The organism is Lamprocystis purpurea DSM 4197, assembly GCF_000379525.1.
Classification (GTDB): Bacteria; Pseudomonadota; Gammaproteobacteria; order Chromatiales; family Chromatiaceae; genus Thiodictyon; species Thiodictyon purpureum.
The window spans coordinates 64782-78351 of record NZ_KB902362.1; the positions used below are offsets into that span (position 1 = coordinate 64782).

A 13570-nucleotide genomic window follows, 5' to 3' on the forward strand; every position below is an offset into this window, starting at 1 on the left:
GAAACTTCAGCCGAAGTTGATCCTGGCCTCCAGATTCGGAGCCGAATCGGCATTGGCCAGTGCCTCGTTGAAACTGATGGTCCCGGCGCGAAAGAGGTCGAGCAGGGCATCGTCGAAGGTCTTCATGCCGTCTTCATTGCTTGCCTGCATGGCCTCACTCACCTCGTCGACGCGACCGTCGCGGATCAGATCGGCAATGTGCGGCGTGTTGACCAACACCTCGATGGCGGCGGTGCGCTTGCCGCTGACTGTCTTCACCAGGCGCTGGGAGATGATGGCGCGCATGTTGATGGACAGATCGAGGAACAGGGTCTTGTGCAGTTCCTGAGGAAACAGGTTGATGACCCGTTCCAGCGCCTGATGGGCATTGTTGGCGTGCAGGGTCGAAATGGCCAGGTGTCCGGTTCCGGCCAGTTCGATGGCTGCCTCCATGGTCTCGCGACTGCGGATTTCGCCGATGAGGATGATGTCCGGCGCCTCGCGCAATGAGCTTTTCAAGGCGGCGGCATAGCTCTTGGTGTCGACCCCAACCTCGCGTTGGTTGATGATGCACTGTTTGTGGGGGTGGACGAACTCGACCGGATCCTCGATGGTGAGGATATGGCCTGGCGCCGCGGCATTGCGTGAGTCGATCATGGCCGCGAGTGTCGTGGATTTGCCGGACCCGGTGGACCCGACCATCAGGATGATCCCGCGCTTCTGCATGATCAGCCGGGTCAGCACCGGCGGCAGTCCCAATTCCTCGGCGGTCGGGATGGTGGCCCGGATATAGCGCAATACCATGGCGGCCTGGCCGCGCTGATGAAAGGCATTGACGCGAAAACGTGCCCGTTCCTCCAGTGCGATCGCGAAATCCACCTCCAATTCGTTTTCGAATTGCTGCGCCTTGTCCCGATCGAGAATCGACAGCACCGCGTCCCGGCAGAATTCCGCGGTGGTTTCCGACTCACCGATCGGGCGAATGACCCCCTCGATCTTGATCCGAACCGGAGTTCCGGGCGTGAAAAAGAGATCCGACGCCTGATGCCGGATCATCATTTCGAGATAAGGTGTAATGTCCAACGCGGTGTCTCACGCGTGCTCAGGTGCCATGTGATTTGGCGATACCGGGCTGGTAGACCGCGGCCTGATGGGTCGTCTCCACCGCGAGCCCGGCGGTCGTCTCGCTTGGCGCATAGGGGACCCGGTCGCTTTCCGATCCCGCCGGCGGAGCCGGCGGCGCTCCGAACAACGCGGGGTCGGTGATGCCCTCGTCACCTTCCGGCACGATCGAGAAGGCATCCATGTCCGCGAAGTGATCCTTGCCGCGGGACTCGTGACCCTCCAATTTGATGGCCAGCCGCAGCTCGTTCATCGAGTCGGCGCTGCGGATCGCGTCCTCGTAGCTGATCTTGCCGGATTCGTAAAGGTCGAACAGCGCCATATCGAAGGTCTGCATCCCGAGTTCCCGTGATTTTTTCATGATTCCCTTGATACCATGCACGTCGCCCTTGAAGATCAGGTCCTGAATCAGCGGCGAGTTGATCATGATTTCGATCGCCGCGATGCGCCCGCCATTGGTGCAGGGCAGCAGGCGTTGGGAGATCACCGCCTTGAGGTTGAGCGAGAGATCCATCAGCAGTTGCACCCGCCGCTCTTCCGGAAACAGATTGATGATGCGGTCCAGTGCCTGATTGGCGCTGTTGGCGTGCAGGGTGGAGAGGCACAGGTGGCCGGTCTCCGCGAAATTGATGGCGTGCTCCATGGTCTCGCGTTGGCGGATCTCACCGATCAGAATGACGTCCGGGGCCTGGCGCAGCGTGTTGATCAGGGCGGCGTCCCAACTCTCCGTGTCGACACCGACCTCGCGTTGAGTGATCAGACAATTACGGTGCGGGTGGACATACTCCACCGGGTCCTCGATCGTGATGATATGCCCGAAGCTGTTGGCGTTGCGGTGGCCGAGCATGGCCGCCAGGCTGGTCGACTTGCCCGAGCCGGTGCCGCCGACGACCAGGATCAGCCCGCGCTTGGTCATGATCAGGTCTTTCAGGACCGGCGGCAGGTTCAGCTCGTCCAGTTCCGGGATACGGCTGGTAATGGTGCGCAGCACGGCGCCGGCGAGTCCCTGCTGGATGAACGCATTGACACGGAAACGCCCGATCCCTTGGGGACTGATCGCGAAGTTGCACTCCTTATGCGCTTCGTAATCACGCACTTGGCGGTCGTTCATGATGGCGCGCACCAGTACACTGGTCTGTAGCCCGGTGAGCGTGTGATCACTCAGCGGTGTCATCCGCCCGTCGATCTTGCACGCCGGGGGAAACTCCGCGGAAATGAACAGATCGGAGCCTTTGCGAGCCAGCATGGTGCGAAGGCAGTCGAGCATGAATTTTGCTGCTTCTTGGCGGTCCATGGGGTACCGTGCCTTGTGGTCGTCGCCTGACGTCTGTGTGTGCTTGCTTGTCGTCCGGCGGCAGCCGATGCGACGAAGATGCGCTTACAACGATAGCCCCGTCCGAGTGATTAAGCAACTCGCGGAGCCTTCATGAAGCTGATATAAATCAGGTGCTTGTTTTACGTTGACGCGCATTTCCCCGGCCGTTTCGAAAAATGCAGACTAGGTCCGCCCGCTTCCGCGAGGGGGTGCATCGCTACCCCGACGGTTCGGCGAGGGATCTCGGTGGCGACAGGATGGCTCGCGGTCCGCGTGGATATCGTTGTTTCATAGGGCGTTTACGGATCAGCCTGGTTCGCTGCGTCTGAGCTGGTCGGTGAGCTTTTCGAACTCGCGGCGCAACTCCAGGTTCTCGAACGGCCGCAGCGCCGGGACCTGGCGGTTCATCAGGCCTTCCAGCAGTTGCCGGCTGGATTTCACCAGCCCGACCAATTCTCCGGAGACGCGCACCGTTTCATAGGTGTTCCAGGCCGCCGCGATATCCTTTGCCACTTCACGCCGGGCCTTGCTGACCTGATTCGCCTGATCGCTCAGGTATTGACGATAGATGCCGGCCGCATCGATGGTGAGTCGCTGGGCCTCGAGGTTGGCGGCGAGCAGCTCGCCTTTGGTCGGTGAGGTGCGCAGCAGTTCACGGGTCTCGCCGCTCAACTGCTGGGCGCGGGCTATGATCGAATCAATCTGTGGAATGTACTGTTCGCCGATGGCCTCTTCGATCTTCACATGCATCCGTTCGAGCGCGCGCAGCAGGACCACGTACATGCCGTAATAGCGGCGAGCGCTCTGAAGGTCCTCGCCGCTCTGTGCCACCAGGGTCTCCAGTTGATTGGTGACCGACTTGACGTTATCGAATAGGATGCCGAGGTCGACCATGTTGTCGCCGACCACGGTGGATAGCAGGAACTCCACCTGTTCGTCACTCAGTTCCACTCCCAATGCCCGGACCGCCGTTGCGAATTCGCGCTTCACCTCGCCCAATCGCTTGGTGAGTTGCGCGATTTGCTGCTCTTGTTCGACGATCAGCCGGTCGTAGTCGGCGACCGTCCGTTTGATGGTCGACTCGCCGGGTGCGGAAACACGGCTTTGACGATAACCGGCGATGGCCGCGCGGGCGGCCTCGATCTCGATCTGGATGGCGCGGATGCGCTCGCGGAACTGCTGCACCGGCGAGCTGGAAAGAATGGCGACAGCATCATCGAGCAGGTCATCGATCTCGGCCTGATTGGATGCCTTGTCTTTGCCGATCCAGGCACTGTCAGGCAGGTCCGCGTGGCGGTCCTCGAGGACCAGCGTGTCTTCGAGCTTGGGAACCACCTGCTCCCAAACCTGCGGGAATCCCATCGGTTGGGGACCGAGGATGCCGCGGGCGTCTTGGGCCGCTTGCCCCGCAACGTCGCGGGAGCGCTGCCACCAATGCTCGGCGGTCGTGCGGGTGCGCTGCCACAGATCCGCACTGCCGCCGGTTTCGCCTGGCGCGGCTCCGGTGGTCATCGGTTGGTCGGCGACCGGCGCCTCCAGAACGATCGGGCTGGTATCCGCCGCGGAGCACAGACCGGGCGAGACGATCAGCAGGATCGGGAGTAGGGGCCAGGCGTCGAGAGAGAGGCGATAAGACATCGTGGGCCTTGTGTCGTGTGGCGGGGTGAGGGGCCAGCCGCCGGGTTTATAGGTCCGCGGGTAATGGCCCGAAGTTGATGCCGATCGAGAGCCTCAATTGACCGCTGCGATTGGGCTCCACCGCATGTGGAAGGTTGGGGGGGAAGAAGAGCAGCGTACCGGCGACGGGTGTGACACGCATGGTGAGTGGGCCGTCATAGAGGATCAGATCGCCGCAGTCGGCCGGGGCGTCAACATAATAGACCGCCGAGAGTCGCTCATCGCACTCGTCATGCGTGTGTTCGCTGGTGTGGTGGCCGGGTCCCGTGGCGTTGAACCAGAAGCCGCAGCGCAGTCCGTGGGCTGATTCGCCGAGGATGGTCGCGGCGCAGTGCAGCGCGTGCTCGAGTACGGGCGCGAGTGCCGGCATCCGCGCCCGCTCCAGATAGAGGTTCTCATAGCGCCCGCCGACAAGATGGCTGCGGCGGTCGAAAGACTCCGGCGTCAAGGTCTGGAACGCGGTCAGGATAGCGGCATTGACGGCCGCGGCGCCCGGCAGGACGCAGCGCTGGATACGCGCGTTGACCCAGGGATGGGAGGCCGCGGTTTCGGACACGGCGTCCTGATCCAGCTCCCCGTTCATTTGGCGCTCTGGGGTGCCGTGGGTGCAGGGGTCGGTGTTTGCCAGGGCGCAATGGCCACCACCGTCACGCTGTTCTTGGGTGAGCCCTCGATGATCCGGTCGCTGTAGGTCAGATAGACCAGGACATTGCGCGGGGCGTCGTAGAACCGAACGACCTGAAGCGTCTTGAAGAGCAGTGAAGTGCGCTTCTTGAAGACCTCCTCGCCGTTGCGCTTCCCGCTACGGATGTCCTCCGGCAAGGTGATGGGGCCGATCTGAGTGCACTCGATATCCGCATCCGAGGTGTCTTCCGCCACCCCGACGGCCCCGGAGATCCCGCCCGTCTTGGCCCGGCTCAGATAGCAGGCGACTCCGGGGAGATCCTCGTCCAGAAAGACCTCGACGACGATCTTGTCGTTCGGCCCCATGAACTTGAACTTGGTGCCGACGCTGCCGATGATGTCCGCTGCGGCGGACTGGGCGAGCACCATCGCGATCAGCGTGATGAGACCGCAGCGCGCGCCATGTACGAGTGTTGACGAGTTCACTTGCGGACCACTCCTCTGCTGCGTTTTTCGGTTTTGCCGCCTGGTCCGGTCCGATTCAGTCCGGTCAGCGACTGGCGTTGGGTTCGGGTCCGAACAGCCGATCGAATTCCCGACGGCTGCGCGTCAAGGCGTCCTCGATGGAGACCCCGAGGAACCAGTTACCGGTGATTCCGAGCCGACTGCCGGCCAGCGCCTGATCGATCCGGGCCACCACGGAGGCATGACCGGCACGCAGGGCCGGCAGCCGGTTGTGGGTTTCCCCCTGTGCGGCGATGTGCCGCGGATCGACGCCGAGTGCCGCGCAGGCGACAGTCACCTGTTCCTTCGGGCACAGTTCGCCGGGACGGAAATGAAAAGCAAAGCCGCGATAGGTGCTGTCCGGGAGGAAGTCGCGCGACACCGCCGAGTAGAAGCTGCCGCCGACCGCGATCAGACCTGCCAGTGGCGGCAGTTGCAGGTCGCTGACGCGGAAGGCGAGTGTCAGGGTCTCGATCTCCGCCATGGCGATGGCGGCGATCGTCTGTTGCGCGGCGGCGAAACCGGCCGGCATCAGTCGGGCGGCCTGGTCCGGCGGGACCGCCAGCGTCAAATAGGCGCAGGTGAGCGCGGTGCCATCCCCCAGGTCGATCCGGAAACCGTCCGCGGCGGGGGTGACGGCGGCGACATTCACCCCGGTGCGCACCTGGATGCGCTCCTGGGCCGCAATCGCCTGGGGGATGCGGGACAGTCCGTCCGCGAAGGTGAAGGCCTTGATGACGTCCTTGCGGCGCGGCTTGCGCCGGAACAGGGCCTCCGCGGGATAGTCGTCCGCGTCCTGGCAGATCACCGCCTGGAAGGCGTGGCGCAGCAGGTCGCGGTAGTTGCGTCGACCCAGGACCCGGCCGTAATAGTCGGCGACCCGCTGCCCCTCCTTGGGGGTGGTGAAGAGGCGCGGCAGCGAGACCGCCGCCTCCAGCGGATGCAGGGCGGAGCCGATGCTGCGGCGCTTACCGTCTTTCCACAGCCGGTAGCCGACCTTGGTCTTGGTCTGGACCGCGGCGGTCAGGCCCAGATCGTCCATGATGCCGAGCAGGTTGCCGTAACTGTTGAAGCAGGTGTGGCTGCCGGCCTCGGTCCAGAACCCATCGAGTCCCGCGAACGGGTGGGTCTTGATGCAGCCGCCCACGCGTTGGGACGACTCCAGCACCAGCGTGCCGAGTTCGCGCCGGGCCGAAAAATGGGCGGCACCCAGCCCGCTGATGCCGGCGCCGATGACGATATGGTCGAAATCCTTGGTCATCTCGATTGCTAATCCAACTGTGGATTGGTATTGCCTTCGGCCCGCGGTTCGACAGGCGCCAGGCTGAGGTAACTGATGTCCGGTTCCGGGGTGGGCGTGGGCGGGGGCGCGCAGTCCGCCAGGGTCCACTGATCACCCGGTACCAGGCTCAGATAACTGATATCCAGGTCCGGTCCGCCGCCGACCGGTGGTTCCTCCAGATGACCGCCTTGTGGAGCCAGGGACAAATGCCCGGTGTCGATGGTGCGCACCCGTGCGGGCGCATCCGTCGCGGCTATCGCGTCGACGCTGTCCGGTCCATTCGGACCCTCCACCGGCGTGATCGTGAGCGTGGCCCCCGCGTGAGCAAAAATCGTCTCGAAGCGGGTCGCGGTGGCAAAATCGACGTCGCGCTTGACGATGACGGGTCGGCCGGTGAACAGGCGCTCCGTACCCTTGTCGGTGAGCTTGAAGACCGCGCGCAGGCGCTGTCGGACTTGCTCTGGGTCGGCTCCTGGTGCGATCAGACCCAGGTAACTGAGATCGAAGCGTTCGTCGGACATGGTTCAACTCGCTCTTGGCAGCGCGCCCCTGCCGTCATCGCGCCAACGGGCCATACCGAAGGCGCGCGTCGGCAGCCTGGGATAGGGCCCGCTGAGGCGGATCGACGCGGAACGCGGTTACTCGATCGTTTTGCTCAGGCTGACGGCCCCGCGGACATCACCGACAGCATAACCGCGCGCCTGGTCTTCTGGATAGGCTTGATCCAGTGCGGCGGCGACTTCCGGGGTGATGGCGTTGCCATGACAGGCCAGGCAGGGCTCACCGGTTGGAATCGCTTTCATGAAGCGGAACTGCTTGGTTCCGTCGATTTGTACCACTTCGGCGAAGGCCATGGTGTCGACCGGCTCGCCGGCCGCCTGGCGTTGATCGAAACGGGTCAGGACTTGCTGTTCCCAGGCGTCCGGTGTGTCGAGCTGCGGATTGCGTGTCTTGAGGCTGACGCGTCCGACCTCCCAGCCGGACCGGGTGGCGATGTCTTTCGCGATGGCTGGGGCGCGGTCCTGGCAGACGCTGACCGCCTTGGTCGGCCCGCCGGACTTGATGGCGGCCTCCAGCTCACCTTTCAGGGTGCCGGCGAACTCCTTGACGAGTGACTTGGCTTCCTCGGCCAACGGGTTTGCGGCGGGCGCGGCAGCCGTCGGCGCCATTGGCGCCGCGGGCGGCTCCGCGGCCAGTGCGCCGGCGGTAAACAGGGTGGCAATCGCGCCGAGCAGGGTGTGGTTCATGAGAAAACTCCAGTGCGTCGATAATGTTGATCAAGGTACTCTGAGACAGCGTTGCAGTGTGCCTGGTTCTGGCTGCCGGGGCTTTGCGGAATCTCATGCTGCCGACGTCAGGGCCACGTCTGGATATTCCGGTGCGAAGGGTATATAGCCTTCGGACGTGATAACCGGACAAGGGGCGGGTTTCAAACCCGCCCCTACACGAAGGTCTGTCTGGATATCAGGTGCGAACGCTATAATCCGCTCGCGGCCTCACCGCGGCGGGATGCGATGCAGTCCCCGCCCGGAAGTCGCCACCACCCCACGGGAGTCGCGATGCACGCCATATGCGGTTGGATGGGGCAGATTGCCGACGCGGCGGCCTCGGACCGAATCCTCGACCAGATGCTTGAGCGCTGCCGCGGCGGTGCACCTGACGCCAAGGGCGCGGGTCTGATCCGCGACCTGAGCGGCCATGCGGCAACCCTGGCCGGAGCTGGGCAGGTCTATGCGGACGGGGAGGTGGTGGTCTGTCTCACCGAGCCGGTCATGCTGTCGACTGGTTCCGCGCCGGCCGTGCCGGCGGACGCGGAGGCGGTGGCTCGACGCTATCACGCGCAGGGCGATGCGCTGCTCGGCCACTGTCATGGCAGCTTCGGCCTGGTGGTCATGGACTTGCGCCGCCGCAAGATCCTGATGGCCGTGGATCGGGCCGGCATCCGGCCGCTCTATTTCCGGCGCAGCGGTGCGGCCGTGGTCTTCGCCAGCCGGCTGTCCGCGCTGCGCGAGCTCCCCGATTTTCAGGCGAACCTGAGTGACCAGGCTCTGTTCGATTATCTGTACTGTCATGTCGTCCCGAGTCCGGGCACCATCTATCAAGGCGTTGAGAAGCTGTTGCCGGCCCAGGCCATTGATCTCGGTCCGCTGGGTCGACATGCGTTTTTCTATTGGCAGATGCCGTATCGGGACGACAACCCGGCCGCGCTGACCGATCTCAAGCGCGAATTTCGCGGCCTGCTGCCGCTGGTGGTGGAGCAGGCCGCGGCGGCTCCCGGACCCGACGCGACCGCGGTCGGCTGTTTCCTGAGCGGCGGTACCGATAGTTCCACCGTCGCCGGCACGCTACGCCAATTGCGTGGTGCACCGGTGCGCACCTATTCGATGGGATTTGCGGCGGCGGGTTTCAACGAGCGCGATGATGCGCGTCTCGCCGCCCGTCACTTCGCGACGGATGCGCGTGAATACCAGGTCCAGCCGCAGGACCTGCTCGAGGCCATTCCGCTGGTGGCCGCCTATTGTGATGAGCCCTTTGCCAACGCCTCCATCGTGCCGGCCTATTTGTGCGCCCGCTATGCCCGGGCCGACGGCATGGAGCGCTTGTTGGGCGGCGACGGCGGTGACGAGATTTTCGGCGGCAATGCCCGCTATGCTACCCAACAGGTTTTCGAGATCTACGGCAATCTGCCCGGCTGGCTGCGCCGCGGACTGGTCGACCCGCTCGCCGCCATTCCTGGTCTCCGTGCGGTTCCCGGACTGCGCAAGTTCAAGCACTACGTGGAGCAGGCCCGCATCCCCCTGCCGGATCGTCTGGAGACTTACAACTTCCTGCACCGTACGCCGCTCGGCGAGATCTTCGACCCCGGCTTCCTCGCGCGGGTCGATCCGGACGCGCCCTTGGCGAGTCAGCGCGCCTGTTACGAGCGCACCGCCTCCCGCGCCATCGTCAACCGGATGATGCATCTCGATCTCAAGATCACCCTGGCGGACAACGATCTGCGCAAGGTCAGCCAGGCCTGCGAACTGGCGGGGATCGACGTCCGGTATCCGCTGCTCGATGAGCGTCTCATGACCTTCGCGGCCGGGGTACCGCCCCAGATACAGATCAAGAACAACCAGTTGCGCTGGTTCTTCAAGGAGGCGTTGGCCGATTTCCTGCCGCCCGCGATTCTCACCAAGAAAAAACACGGCTTCGGCGTGCCGATCGGGCTGTGGCTGGCCGAGTACCCGCCGCTCAAGGCCCTGACCGTGGACAGCCTGGGCACCTTGCGCGAGCGCGGCATCGTCAATCCCGCCTATATCGACTGGCTGCGCGCCCGGCACGCGGGCGAGCAGGCGGGCTATTACGGCGTCATGCTCTGGGTGCTGGTCATGTTGGAGCACTGGCTGCGCGCCCATGGCCATGCATCCTGAGCATTCCGGCGCGATACCGCCGACGGGGGGCTCCATGGCGCCGCGGCCGGGGGCGGTCCATGGTGCTCGGGCCAGGTTCAATCCTGGTGCCGCGGGTGGTCCGCCCGGACGCTGGAACGAGCGGCTGAAAAGCCACAGGTATCTGATCCTGCTCCTGGTGCTGGTCTGCGTCCTGATTGTTCAGTCGGTTGATCGGCGTCTGGTCGGCGTGACCGCCATCGCGGAGTTGCTCGTGATGATCTCGCTGGCCGCCATGGTGTTGGTGGTGTTCGAGGGACGCCGGGGTCGGCTCGCGGCCCTGTGGTCCGGGGTCGTGGTGGCCGCCCTGGGCGGGGCGCGCTATCTCCTGCCGGCGGTGTCCCATCCCGGACTCGAAGTGCTGCAACAAGTGTTGTTGATGTGTTTTCACGGCTGGGCCGCGGCGCTGATTCTGCGCGACGTCTTTCAGCAGGAGCGGATTCGTACGGACGACGTGCTCGGGGCCGTGAGCGGCTACCTTCTGGCCGCTGCCGCCTGGGCGAACCTCTATGCCGTCTTCGAGATCCTGTTCCCCGGCTCCTTCACCATCAGCCCCGACCTGACGGCCCAGTTCAGCGATCTGCGGGGGCGCCTGGCCCTGTTAACCTACTTCAGCCTCGCGACCATTACCTCGGTCGGCTATGGCGACATTGCGCCGGCACGCGGACCCATGACCGCCTTCGCCATGCTCGAAACGGTGTTTGGTCAGTTCTACATCGCCGTCGTCGTCGCGCAACTCGTCGGCATGCGCTTGGCGCAAGGGACGCGGGGCAAGGGCGGCCGGTGAGGCGGGCGTATCATCACCGGCGCTACGGAAAGCCGCCAATGTCGGTGCGACTTCAGTCGCACCGACATCCAATCCGATGGTGGGTGGTATAGCCTTCGTACCTGATGTCCAGACAGACCCTTGGTGTAGGGCGGGTTTGAAACCCGCCCCTACGTCCGGTTATCACGTCCGAATGCTATAACCGGTCTCACCTGACATCGGCATAGGGTCGCAACACCTCGGAATGCTCTACGGCGAGCCGGGCCACCAGTAGCGCGCTGCCGGGCGGCGGGAAGCGTCCTTGTTCCCAGTCGCGCACGGTGCCGACCGGGGTTTGCAGCAACCGGGCAAAGGCCGGTTGCGAGAGTCCTAAGGCGGTACGGGCCGCGCGCAGGGCGAGTTGGTTGGGGGTATAGGTGCGGGCGCGCACGTCGGCGGCCATCTCGGCGAGCGAGGCAGACAGTCCGGGGACAGCCTCGCCGGCATCAGCTTCAATCGCCGCCGCAATACGTTCCAGATCAATCTGACCGCTGCCGCTCTGACGATAAAAAGCAATGTGCTTTTCAATCTGGTGCTTGCGGTAGCCAGGGCGGATGTCGTCGCAATCTTTCCCCAGCAGCGGATTGTCCGCCAAGGCACGAAAGCCGACGTCCAACAACGTCAGATAACGGGTGCGCTGATCCCGGCCCCAGGTGGCTTGGGTGTAGCGACCGATGGCCTTCAAGTCAGCCTTGGCCGCCTCGGTCAGCACAAACCTGGGCATCAGTGCGTACTTTCGCTGTCGAGTTCAGCCAGCAACCCGCTAATAGTCGGCCCTGCCGCTGGCTTCACCGTCCGCGAGCGCCTGACGCAAGGTAGACGGTTTCAATTCGTGTTCTTCCAGAAGCCGTAAACCGGCTCGAATCGCCTCACTGGCCGAGCCGTAGCGACCTTGGGCAACCTGCTCGGTGATGAATTGCTCGATCCTGGTCCCCGCGGATCAGATCACGCACGTACGCGCTGCTGGTACCGAAGCGGCGGCTGACGACCTGCTCGTCCATATAGGACTTGAGCGCGTCCGGGAGGGAAATGTTCATGCTGCTCATGCCCGGAGCGTAGCGGCGATGGCAAATTTTGGCAAGGTAGGCGCTGTCGGTTATGCGCAGGCGTCGCAAACCGCTAACTGTTCCTTTCCCTTGCGGATGATGCGCTCGGCATCGAAGTCGCGCACGCGCCCGGCCGCGATGTCGGCGAGCCCCTCCTGAACCTGCGCGCTTGGTATCGGTCTCGACTTTGTAAGAAAAAATAGCCATTTTTTCTTACAAGCGATAACCTATCTGCATGTCTCAACCTACTGAAAAAATGATCCTTAGCAGGCTCTATGGCAAAGGCAGGGGTTGGGTCTTCTCGCAGACCGATCTAGCGGATCTGGGGAGCCGTTCGACCCTCGATGTGGCCCTGCATCGCTTGTGGACGCAGGGCGCTATTCGCCGCGTCCTGAGGGGGATCTACGACTACCCACGGTACAGCCTCCTCCTGGGCGAGCCCTTGAGTCCGGACATCGATCGGGTCGCGCAGGCACTCGCCCGCAAACTCGGTTGGCGCATCCTGGCGAACGGCCCATCCGTGCTGAACCTGATCGGGCTTTCCACCCAGGTGCCGGCCCAGTAACGGGAGAAATGATGCGCAACAGCACCTTGCAGATTCTCGCCGAGCACAAAGGACTCCTAACCCGACGCTACGGCGTGACCGAGCTCGCCCTGTTCGGCTCCAGGGTCCGAGGCGACGCGCGGGAGGATAGCGACGTGGATATCCTGGTGGCTTTCGATGGACCGGCCACATCGGAGCGTTTCTTCGGCGTGCAGTTCTATCTTGAAGATCTACTAGGCTGTCCGGTCGACCTGGTCACGGAGAAGGCCCTACGCGACGAATTGCGGCCGCACATCGAGCGAGAGGCGATCCGTGTCTGAGGTCGGCTGCGGTCCCCGCGAATGGGCCTTCTATTTTGGATGACATGATCGGATTCGCCGAGAAAGTCATGACCTACACGGCCGGTCTGGACCAGGAAGGGTTCTTGTGCGATGACCTAGCTTACGATGCCACTCTGCGCAATCTTGAGCTGATCGGCGAGGCAGCAACCCATGTCCCCGAGTCGGTGCGAACCGCCAACCCCCAGGTGCCCTGGCGACTCATCGTCGCCACCCGCAATCGCCTGATCCACGGCTATCTCGGAATTGACGACGACACCCTCTGGAGCATCATCCAGGGCGACGTGCCGGCGCTGCTGCCGTTGCTTCGCGCGCTTCGCGCGCGGTCGCAATCATTGCCCACATGATGCACTACCCTATTTGCCATGGTGACCGTGGCGACTCGGCCGGTCCCGCCCGGCGCGGCTTCCGGCTACAGATCCTCAATACGCGCGCCCGGCTGATCGAACCGCAGACAACCCTGTTGCCCGAAGGCATCGAGGATGATCTCACTGCTGGAGGCGTACTCGCCGGCCTGGGCCTTGATCCTAATCCCGGTCGACGGTATGCGTAGTCAGGGCTTCCAGCCCTGACGGTGTCAGGCCAGGATGGCCTGACTACGCACCCGGCGAGCCCAAGTGGCCGGAATCTTGATCAAGGCCCCGGCCTGCACGGCGCCGCGCACGGCCTGGGCCATCTCGGCGGTCAGTGTGATGGTGATACGTTCGATGGTGTTCATGAGTATGAGGATGTCGTACTGGCGGTGTTGCGAAGAGGCCGACCGGCCTTCGGTTGTCCGTTGTGGTGATCGCGGCCGTGATCGAGACCCTGGGCGACCGGTGCTGAATGTTCCACGGCCCGGCGACGTCGTCTCGTGACGACCTGGCCCCGACGCGCCTTCATCTATTTCATCTTTCTTCCAGA

General features: G+C 63.8%; 17 protein-coding genes and 1 pseudogene. 6 read left to right on the forward strand and 12 right to left on the reverse strand.

Annotated elements, in window-relative coordinates:
* Positions 1 to 6: 6 nt before the first annotated feature.
* From A39O_RS0100250 to A39O_RS0100285, 8 genes are all read right to left on the reverse strand, one after another.
* Positions 7 to 1038: a PilT/PilU family type 4a pilus ATPase gene (locus tag A39O_RS0100250; protein ID WP_020502705.1), complete on the reverse strand. Its 1032-nt coding sequence runs from the start codon at positions 1036 to 1038 to the stop codon at positions 7 to 9.
* Positions 1039 to 1081: 43 nt separating this feature from the next.
* A complete protein-coding gene (locus A39O_RS0100255) occupies positions 1082 to 2395 on the reverse strand; it encodes a PilT/PilU family type 4a pilus ATPase (protein WP_020502706.1) in 1314 nt (437 codons plus the stop codon).
* Between the two features lie 327 nt (positions 2396 to 2722).
* Positions 2723 to 4054 (reverse strand): hypothetical protein, encoded by a 1332-nt coding sequence (locus A39O_RS0100260; RefSeq protein ID WP_020502707.1) that lies wholly within the window; start codon positions 4052 to 4054, stop codon positions 2723 to 2725.
* 46 nt (positions 4055 to 4100) lie between these two features.
* Positions 4101 to 4676 (reverse strand): 2OG-Fe(II) oxygenase, encoded by a 576-nt coding sequence (locus tag A39O_RS0100265; protein ID WP_020502708.1) that lies wholly within the window; start codon positions 4674 to 4676, stop codon positions 4101 to 4103.
* Positions 4673 to 5146, reverse strand: a complete 474-nt coding sequence (locus tag A39O_RS0100270) for a CreA family protein (RefSeq protein ID WP_020502709.1) — start codon at positions 5144 to 5146, stop codon at positions 4673 to 4675. The genes A39O_RS0100265 and A39O_RS0100270 overlap by 4 nt, the downstream gene beginning before the upstream one ends.
* Before the next feature lie 121 nt (positions 5147 to 5267).
* The gene (locus A39O_RS0100275; RefSeq protein WP_020502710.1) at positions 5268 to 6482 is read right to left on the reverse strand and encodes a protoporphyrinogen/coproporphyrinogen oxidase; all 1215 of its coding nucleotides are present in this window, start codon (positions 6480 to 6482) and stop codon (positions 5268 to 5270) included.
* Between the two features lie 8 nt (positions 6483 to 6490).
* Positions 6491 to 7024, reverse strand: a complete 534-nt coding sequence (locus tag A39O_RS0100280; protein WP_020502711.1) for a hypothetical protein — start codon at positions 7022 to 7024, stop codon at positions 6491 to 6493.
* Positions 7025 to 7141: 117 nt separating this feature from the next.
* Positions 7142 to 7750 (reverse strand): Tll0287-like domain-containing protein, encoded by a 609-nt coding sequence (locus A39O_RS0100285; protein WP_020502712.1) that lies wholly within the window; start codon positions 7748 to 7750, stop codon positions 7142 to 7144.
* 312 nt (positions 7751 to 8062) lie between these two features.
* On the opposite strand from A39O_RS0100285, the gene A39O_RS0100290 reads away from it, so the two are divergent.
* Positions 8063 to 9916, forward strand: a complete 1854-nt coding sequence (locus A39O_RS0100290; RefSeq protein WP_026199048.1) for an asparagine synthetase B family protein — start codon at positions 8063 to 8065, stop codon at positions 9914 to 9916.
* On the forward strand, positions 9900 to 10721 hold the full coding sequence (locus tag A39O_RS36035; RefSeq protein WP_083924372.1) for a potassium channel family protein: 822 nt from the start codon (positions 9900 to 9902) through the stop codon (positions 10719 to 10721). The genes A39O_RS0100290 and A39O_RS36035 overlap by 17 nt, the downstream gene beginning before the upstream one ends.
* Before the next feature lie 187 nt (positions 10722 to 10908).
* Here the strand turns inward: A39O_RS36035 and A39O_RS37370 are convergent, their stop codons facing one another.
* Genes A39O_RS37370 through A39O_RS40105 form a run of 3 tightly spaced genes read right to left on the reverse strand, consistent with a single transcriptional unit; the run spans position 10909 to position 11776 of the window.
* Positions 10909 to 11463 carry a type II toxin-antitoxin system RelE/ParE family toxin gene (locus A39O_RS37370; RefSeq protein WP_020502715.1) on the reverse strand — a complete coding sequence of 185 codons (555 nt, stop codon included), beginning with the start codon at positions 11461 to 11463 and terminating at the stop codon, positions 10909 to 10911.
* A 39-nt stretch (positions 11464 to 11502) separates the two neighbouring features.
* Positions 11503 to 11664, reverse strand: coding sequence for a type II toxin-antitoxin system ParD family antitoxin (locus A39O_RS37375; protein ID WP_322786419.1), 162 nt, complete (start codon positions 11662 to 11664; stop codon positions 11503 to 11505).
* Positions 11609 to 11776 (reverse strand): ribbon-helix-helix domain-containing protein, encoded by a 168-nt coding sequence (locus A39O_RS40105; protein WP_169338387.1) that lies wholly within the window; start codon positions 11774 to 11776, stop codon positions 11609 to 11611. The genes A39O_RS37375 and A39O_RS40105 overlap by 56 nt, the downstream gene beginning before the upstream one ends.
* Positions 11777 to 12041: 265 nt before the next feature.
* On the opposite strand from A39O_RS40105, the gene A39O_RS0100315 reads away from it, so the two are divergent.
* From A39O_RS0100315 to A39O_RS0100330, 4 genes and pseudogenes are all read left to right on the forward strand, one after another.
* Complete coding sequence (locus A39O_RS0100315; protein WP_020502717.1) at positions 12042 to 12350, forward strand: DUF6088 family protein; 309 nt, start codon at positions 12042 to 12044, stop codon at positions 12348 to 12350.
* Between the two features lie 8 nt (positions 12351 to 12358).
* On the forward strand, positions 12359 to 12649 hold the full coding sequence (locus tag A39O_RS0100320; RefSeq protein ID WP_020502718.1) for a nucleotidyltransferase family protein: 291 nt from the start codon (positions 12359 to 12361) through the stop codon (positions 12647 to 12649).
* Positions 12642 to 13014 (forward strand): annotated as a pseudogene (locus tag A39O_RS0100325) (HepT-like ribonuclease domain-containing protein). The gene A39O_RS0100320 and the pseudogene A39O_RS0100325 overlap by 8 nt, the downstream one beginning before the upstream one ends.
* On the forward strand, positions 13014 to 13220 hold the full coding sequence (locus A39O_RS0100330) for a hypothetical protein (RefSeq protein WP_040526736.1): 207 nt from the start codon (positions 13014 to 13016) through the stop codon (positions 13218 to 13220). The pseudogene A39O_RS0100325 and the gene A39O_RS0100330 overlap by 1 nt, the downstream one beginning before the upstream one ends.
* A 24-nt stretch (positions 13221 to 13244) precedes the next feature.
* Here the strand turns inward: A39O_RS0100330 and A39O_RS41995 are convergent, their stop codons facing one another.
* Positions 13245 to 13385, reverse strand: a complete 141-nt coding sequence (locus tag A39O_RS41995) for a hypothetical protein (RefSeq protein WP_020502721.1) — start codon at positions 13383 to 13385, stop codon at positions 13245 to 13247.
* Between the last annotated feature and the right edge of the window lie 185 nt (positions 13386 to 13570).

What these genes read in the sequence shown, in the direction of transcription:
- A39O_RS0100250 (WP_020502705.1), bottom strand. Translation starts at nt 1,038, where the DNA reads ATGATGATCCGGCATCAGGCGTCGGATCTCTTTTTCACGCCCGGAACT.
- A39O_RS0100255 (WP_020502706.1), bottom strand. Translation starts at nt 2,395, where the DNA reads ATGGACCGCCAAGAAGCAGCAAAATTCATGCTCGACTGCCTTCGCACC.
- A39O_RS0100260 (WP_020502707.1), bottom strand. Translation starts at nt 4,054, where the DNA reads ATGTCTTATCGCCTCTCTCTCGACGCCTGGCCCCTACTCCCGATCCTG.
- A39O_RS0100265 (WP_020502708.1), bottom strand. Translation starts at nt 4,676, where the DNA reads ATGAACGGGGAGCTGGATCAGGACGCCGTGTCCGAAACCGCGGCCTCC.
- A39O_RS0100270 (WP_020502709.1), bottom strand. Translation starts at nt 5,146, where the DNA reads ATGGTGCTCGCCCAGTCCGCCGCAGCGGACATCATCGGCAGCGTCGGC.
- A39O_RS0100275 (WP_020502710.1), bottom strand. Translation starts at nt 6,482, where the DNA reads ATGACCAAGGATTTCGACCATATCGTCATCGGCGCCGGCATCAGCGGG.
- A39O_RS0100280 (WP_020502711.1), bottom strand. Translation starts at nt 7,024, where the DNA reads ATGTCCGACGAACGCTTCGATCTCAGTTACCTGGGTCTGATCGCACCA.
- A39O_RS0100285 (WP_020502712.1), bottom strand. Translation starts at nt 7,750, where the DNA reads ATGAACCACACCCTGCTCGGCGCGATTGCCACCCTGTTTACCGCCGGC.
- A39O_RS0100290 (WP_026199048.1), top strand. Translation starts at nt 8,063, where the DNA reads ATGCACGCCATATGCGGTTGGATGGGGCAGATTGCCGACGCGGCGGCC.
- A39O_RS36035 (WP_083924372.1), top strand. Translation starts at nt 9,900, where the DNA reads ATGGCCATGCATCCTGAGCATTCCGGCGCGATACCGCCGACGGGGGGC.
- A39O_RS37370 (WP_020502715.1), bottom strand. Translation starts at nt 11,463, where the DNA reads ATGCCCAGGTTTGTGCTGACCGAGGCGGCCAAGGCTGACTTGAAGGCC.
- A39O_RS40105 (WP_169338387.1), bottom strand. Translation starts at nt 11,776, where the DNA reads ATGAACATTTCCCTCCCGGACGCGCTCAAGTCCTATATGGACGAGCAG.
- A39O_RS0100315 (WP_020502717.1), top strand. Translation starts at nt 12,042, where the DNA reads ATGATCCTTAGCAGGCTCTATGGCAAAGGCAGGGGTTGGGTCTTCTCG.
- A39O_RS0100320 (WP_020502718.1), top strand. Translation starts at nt 12,359, where the DNA reads ATGATGCGCAACAGCACCTTGCAGATTCTCGCCGAGCACAAAGGACTC.
- A39O_RS0100330 (WP_040526736.1), top strand. Translation starts at nt 13,014, where the DNA reads ATGCACTACCCTATTTGCCATGGTGACCGTGGCGACTCGGCCGGTCCC.
- A39O_RS41995 (WP_020502721.1), bottom strand. Translation starts at nt 13,385, where the DNA reads ATGAACACCATCGAACGTATCACCATCACACTGACCGCCGAGATGGCC.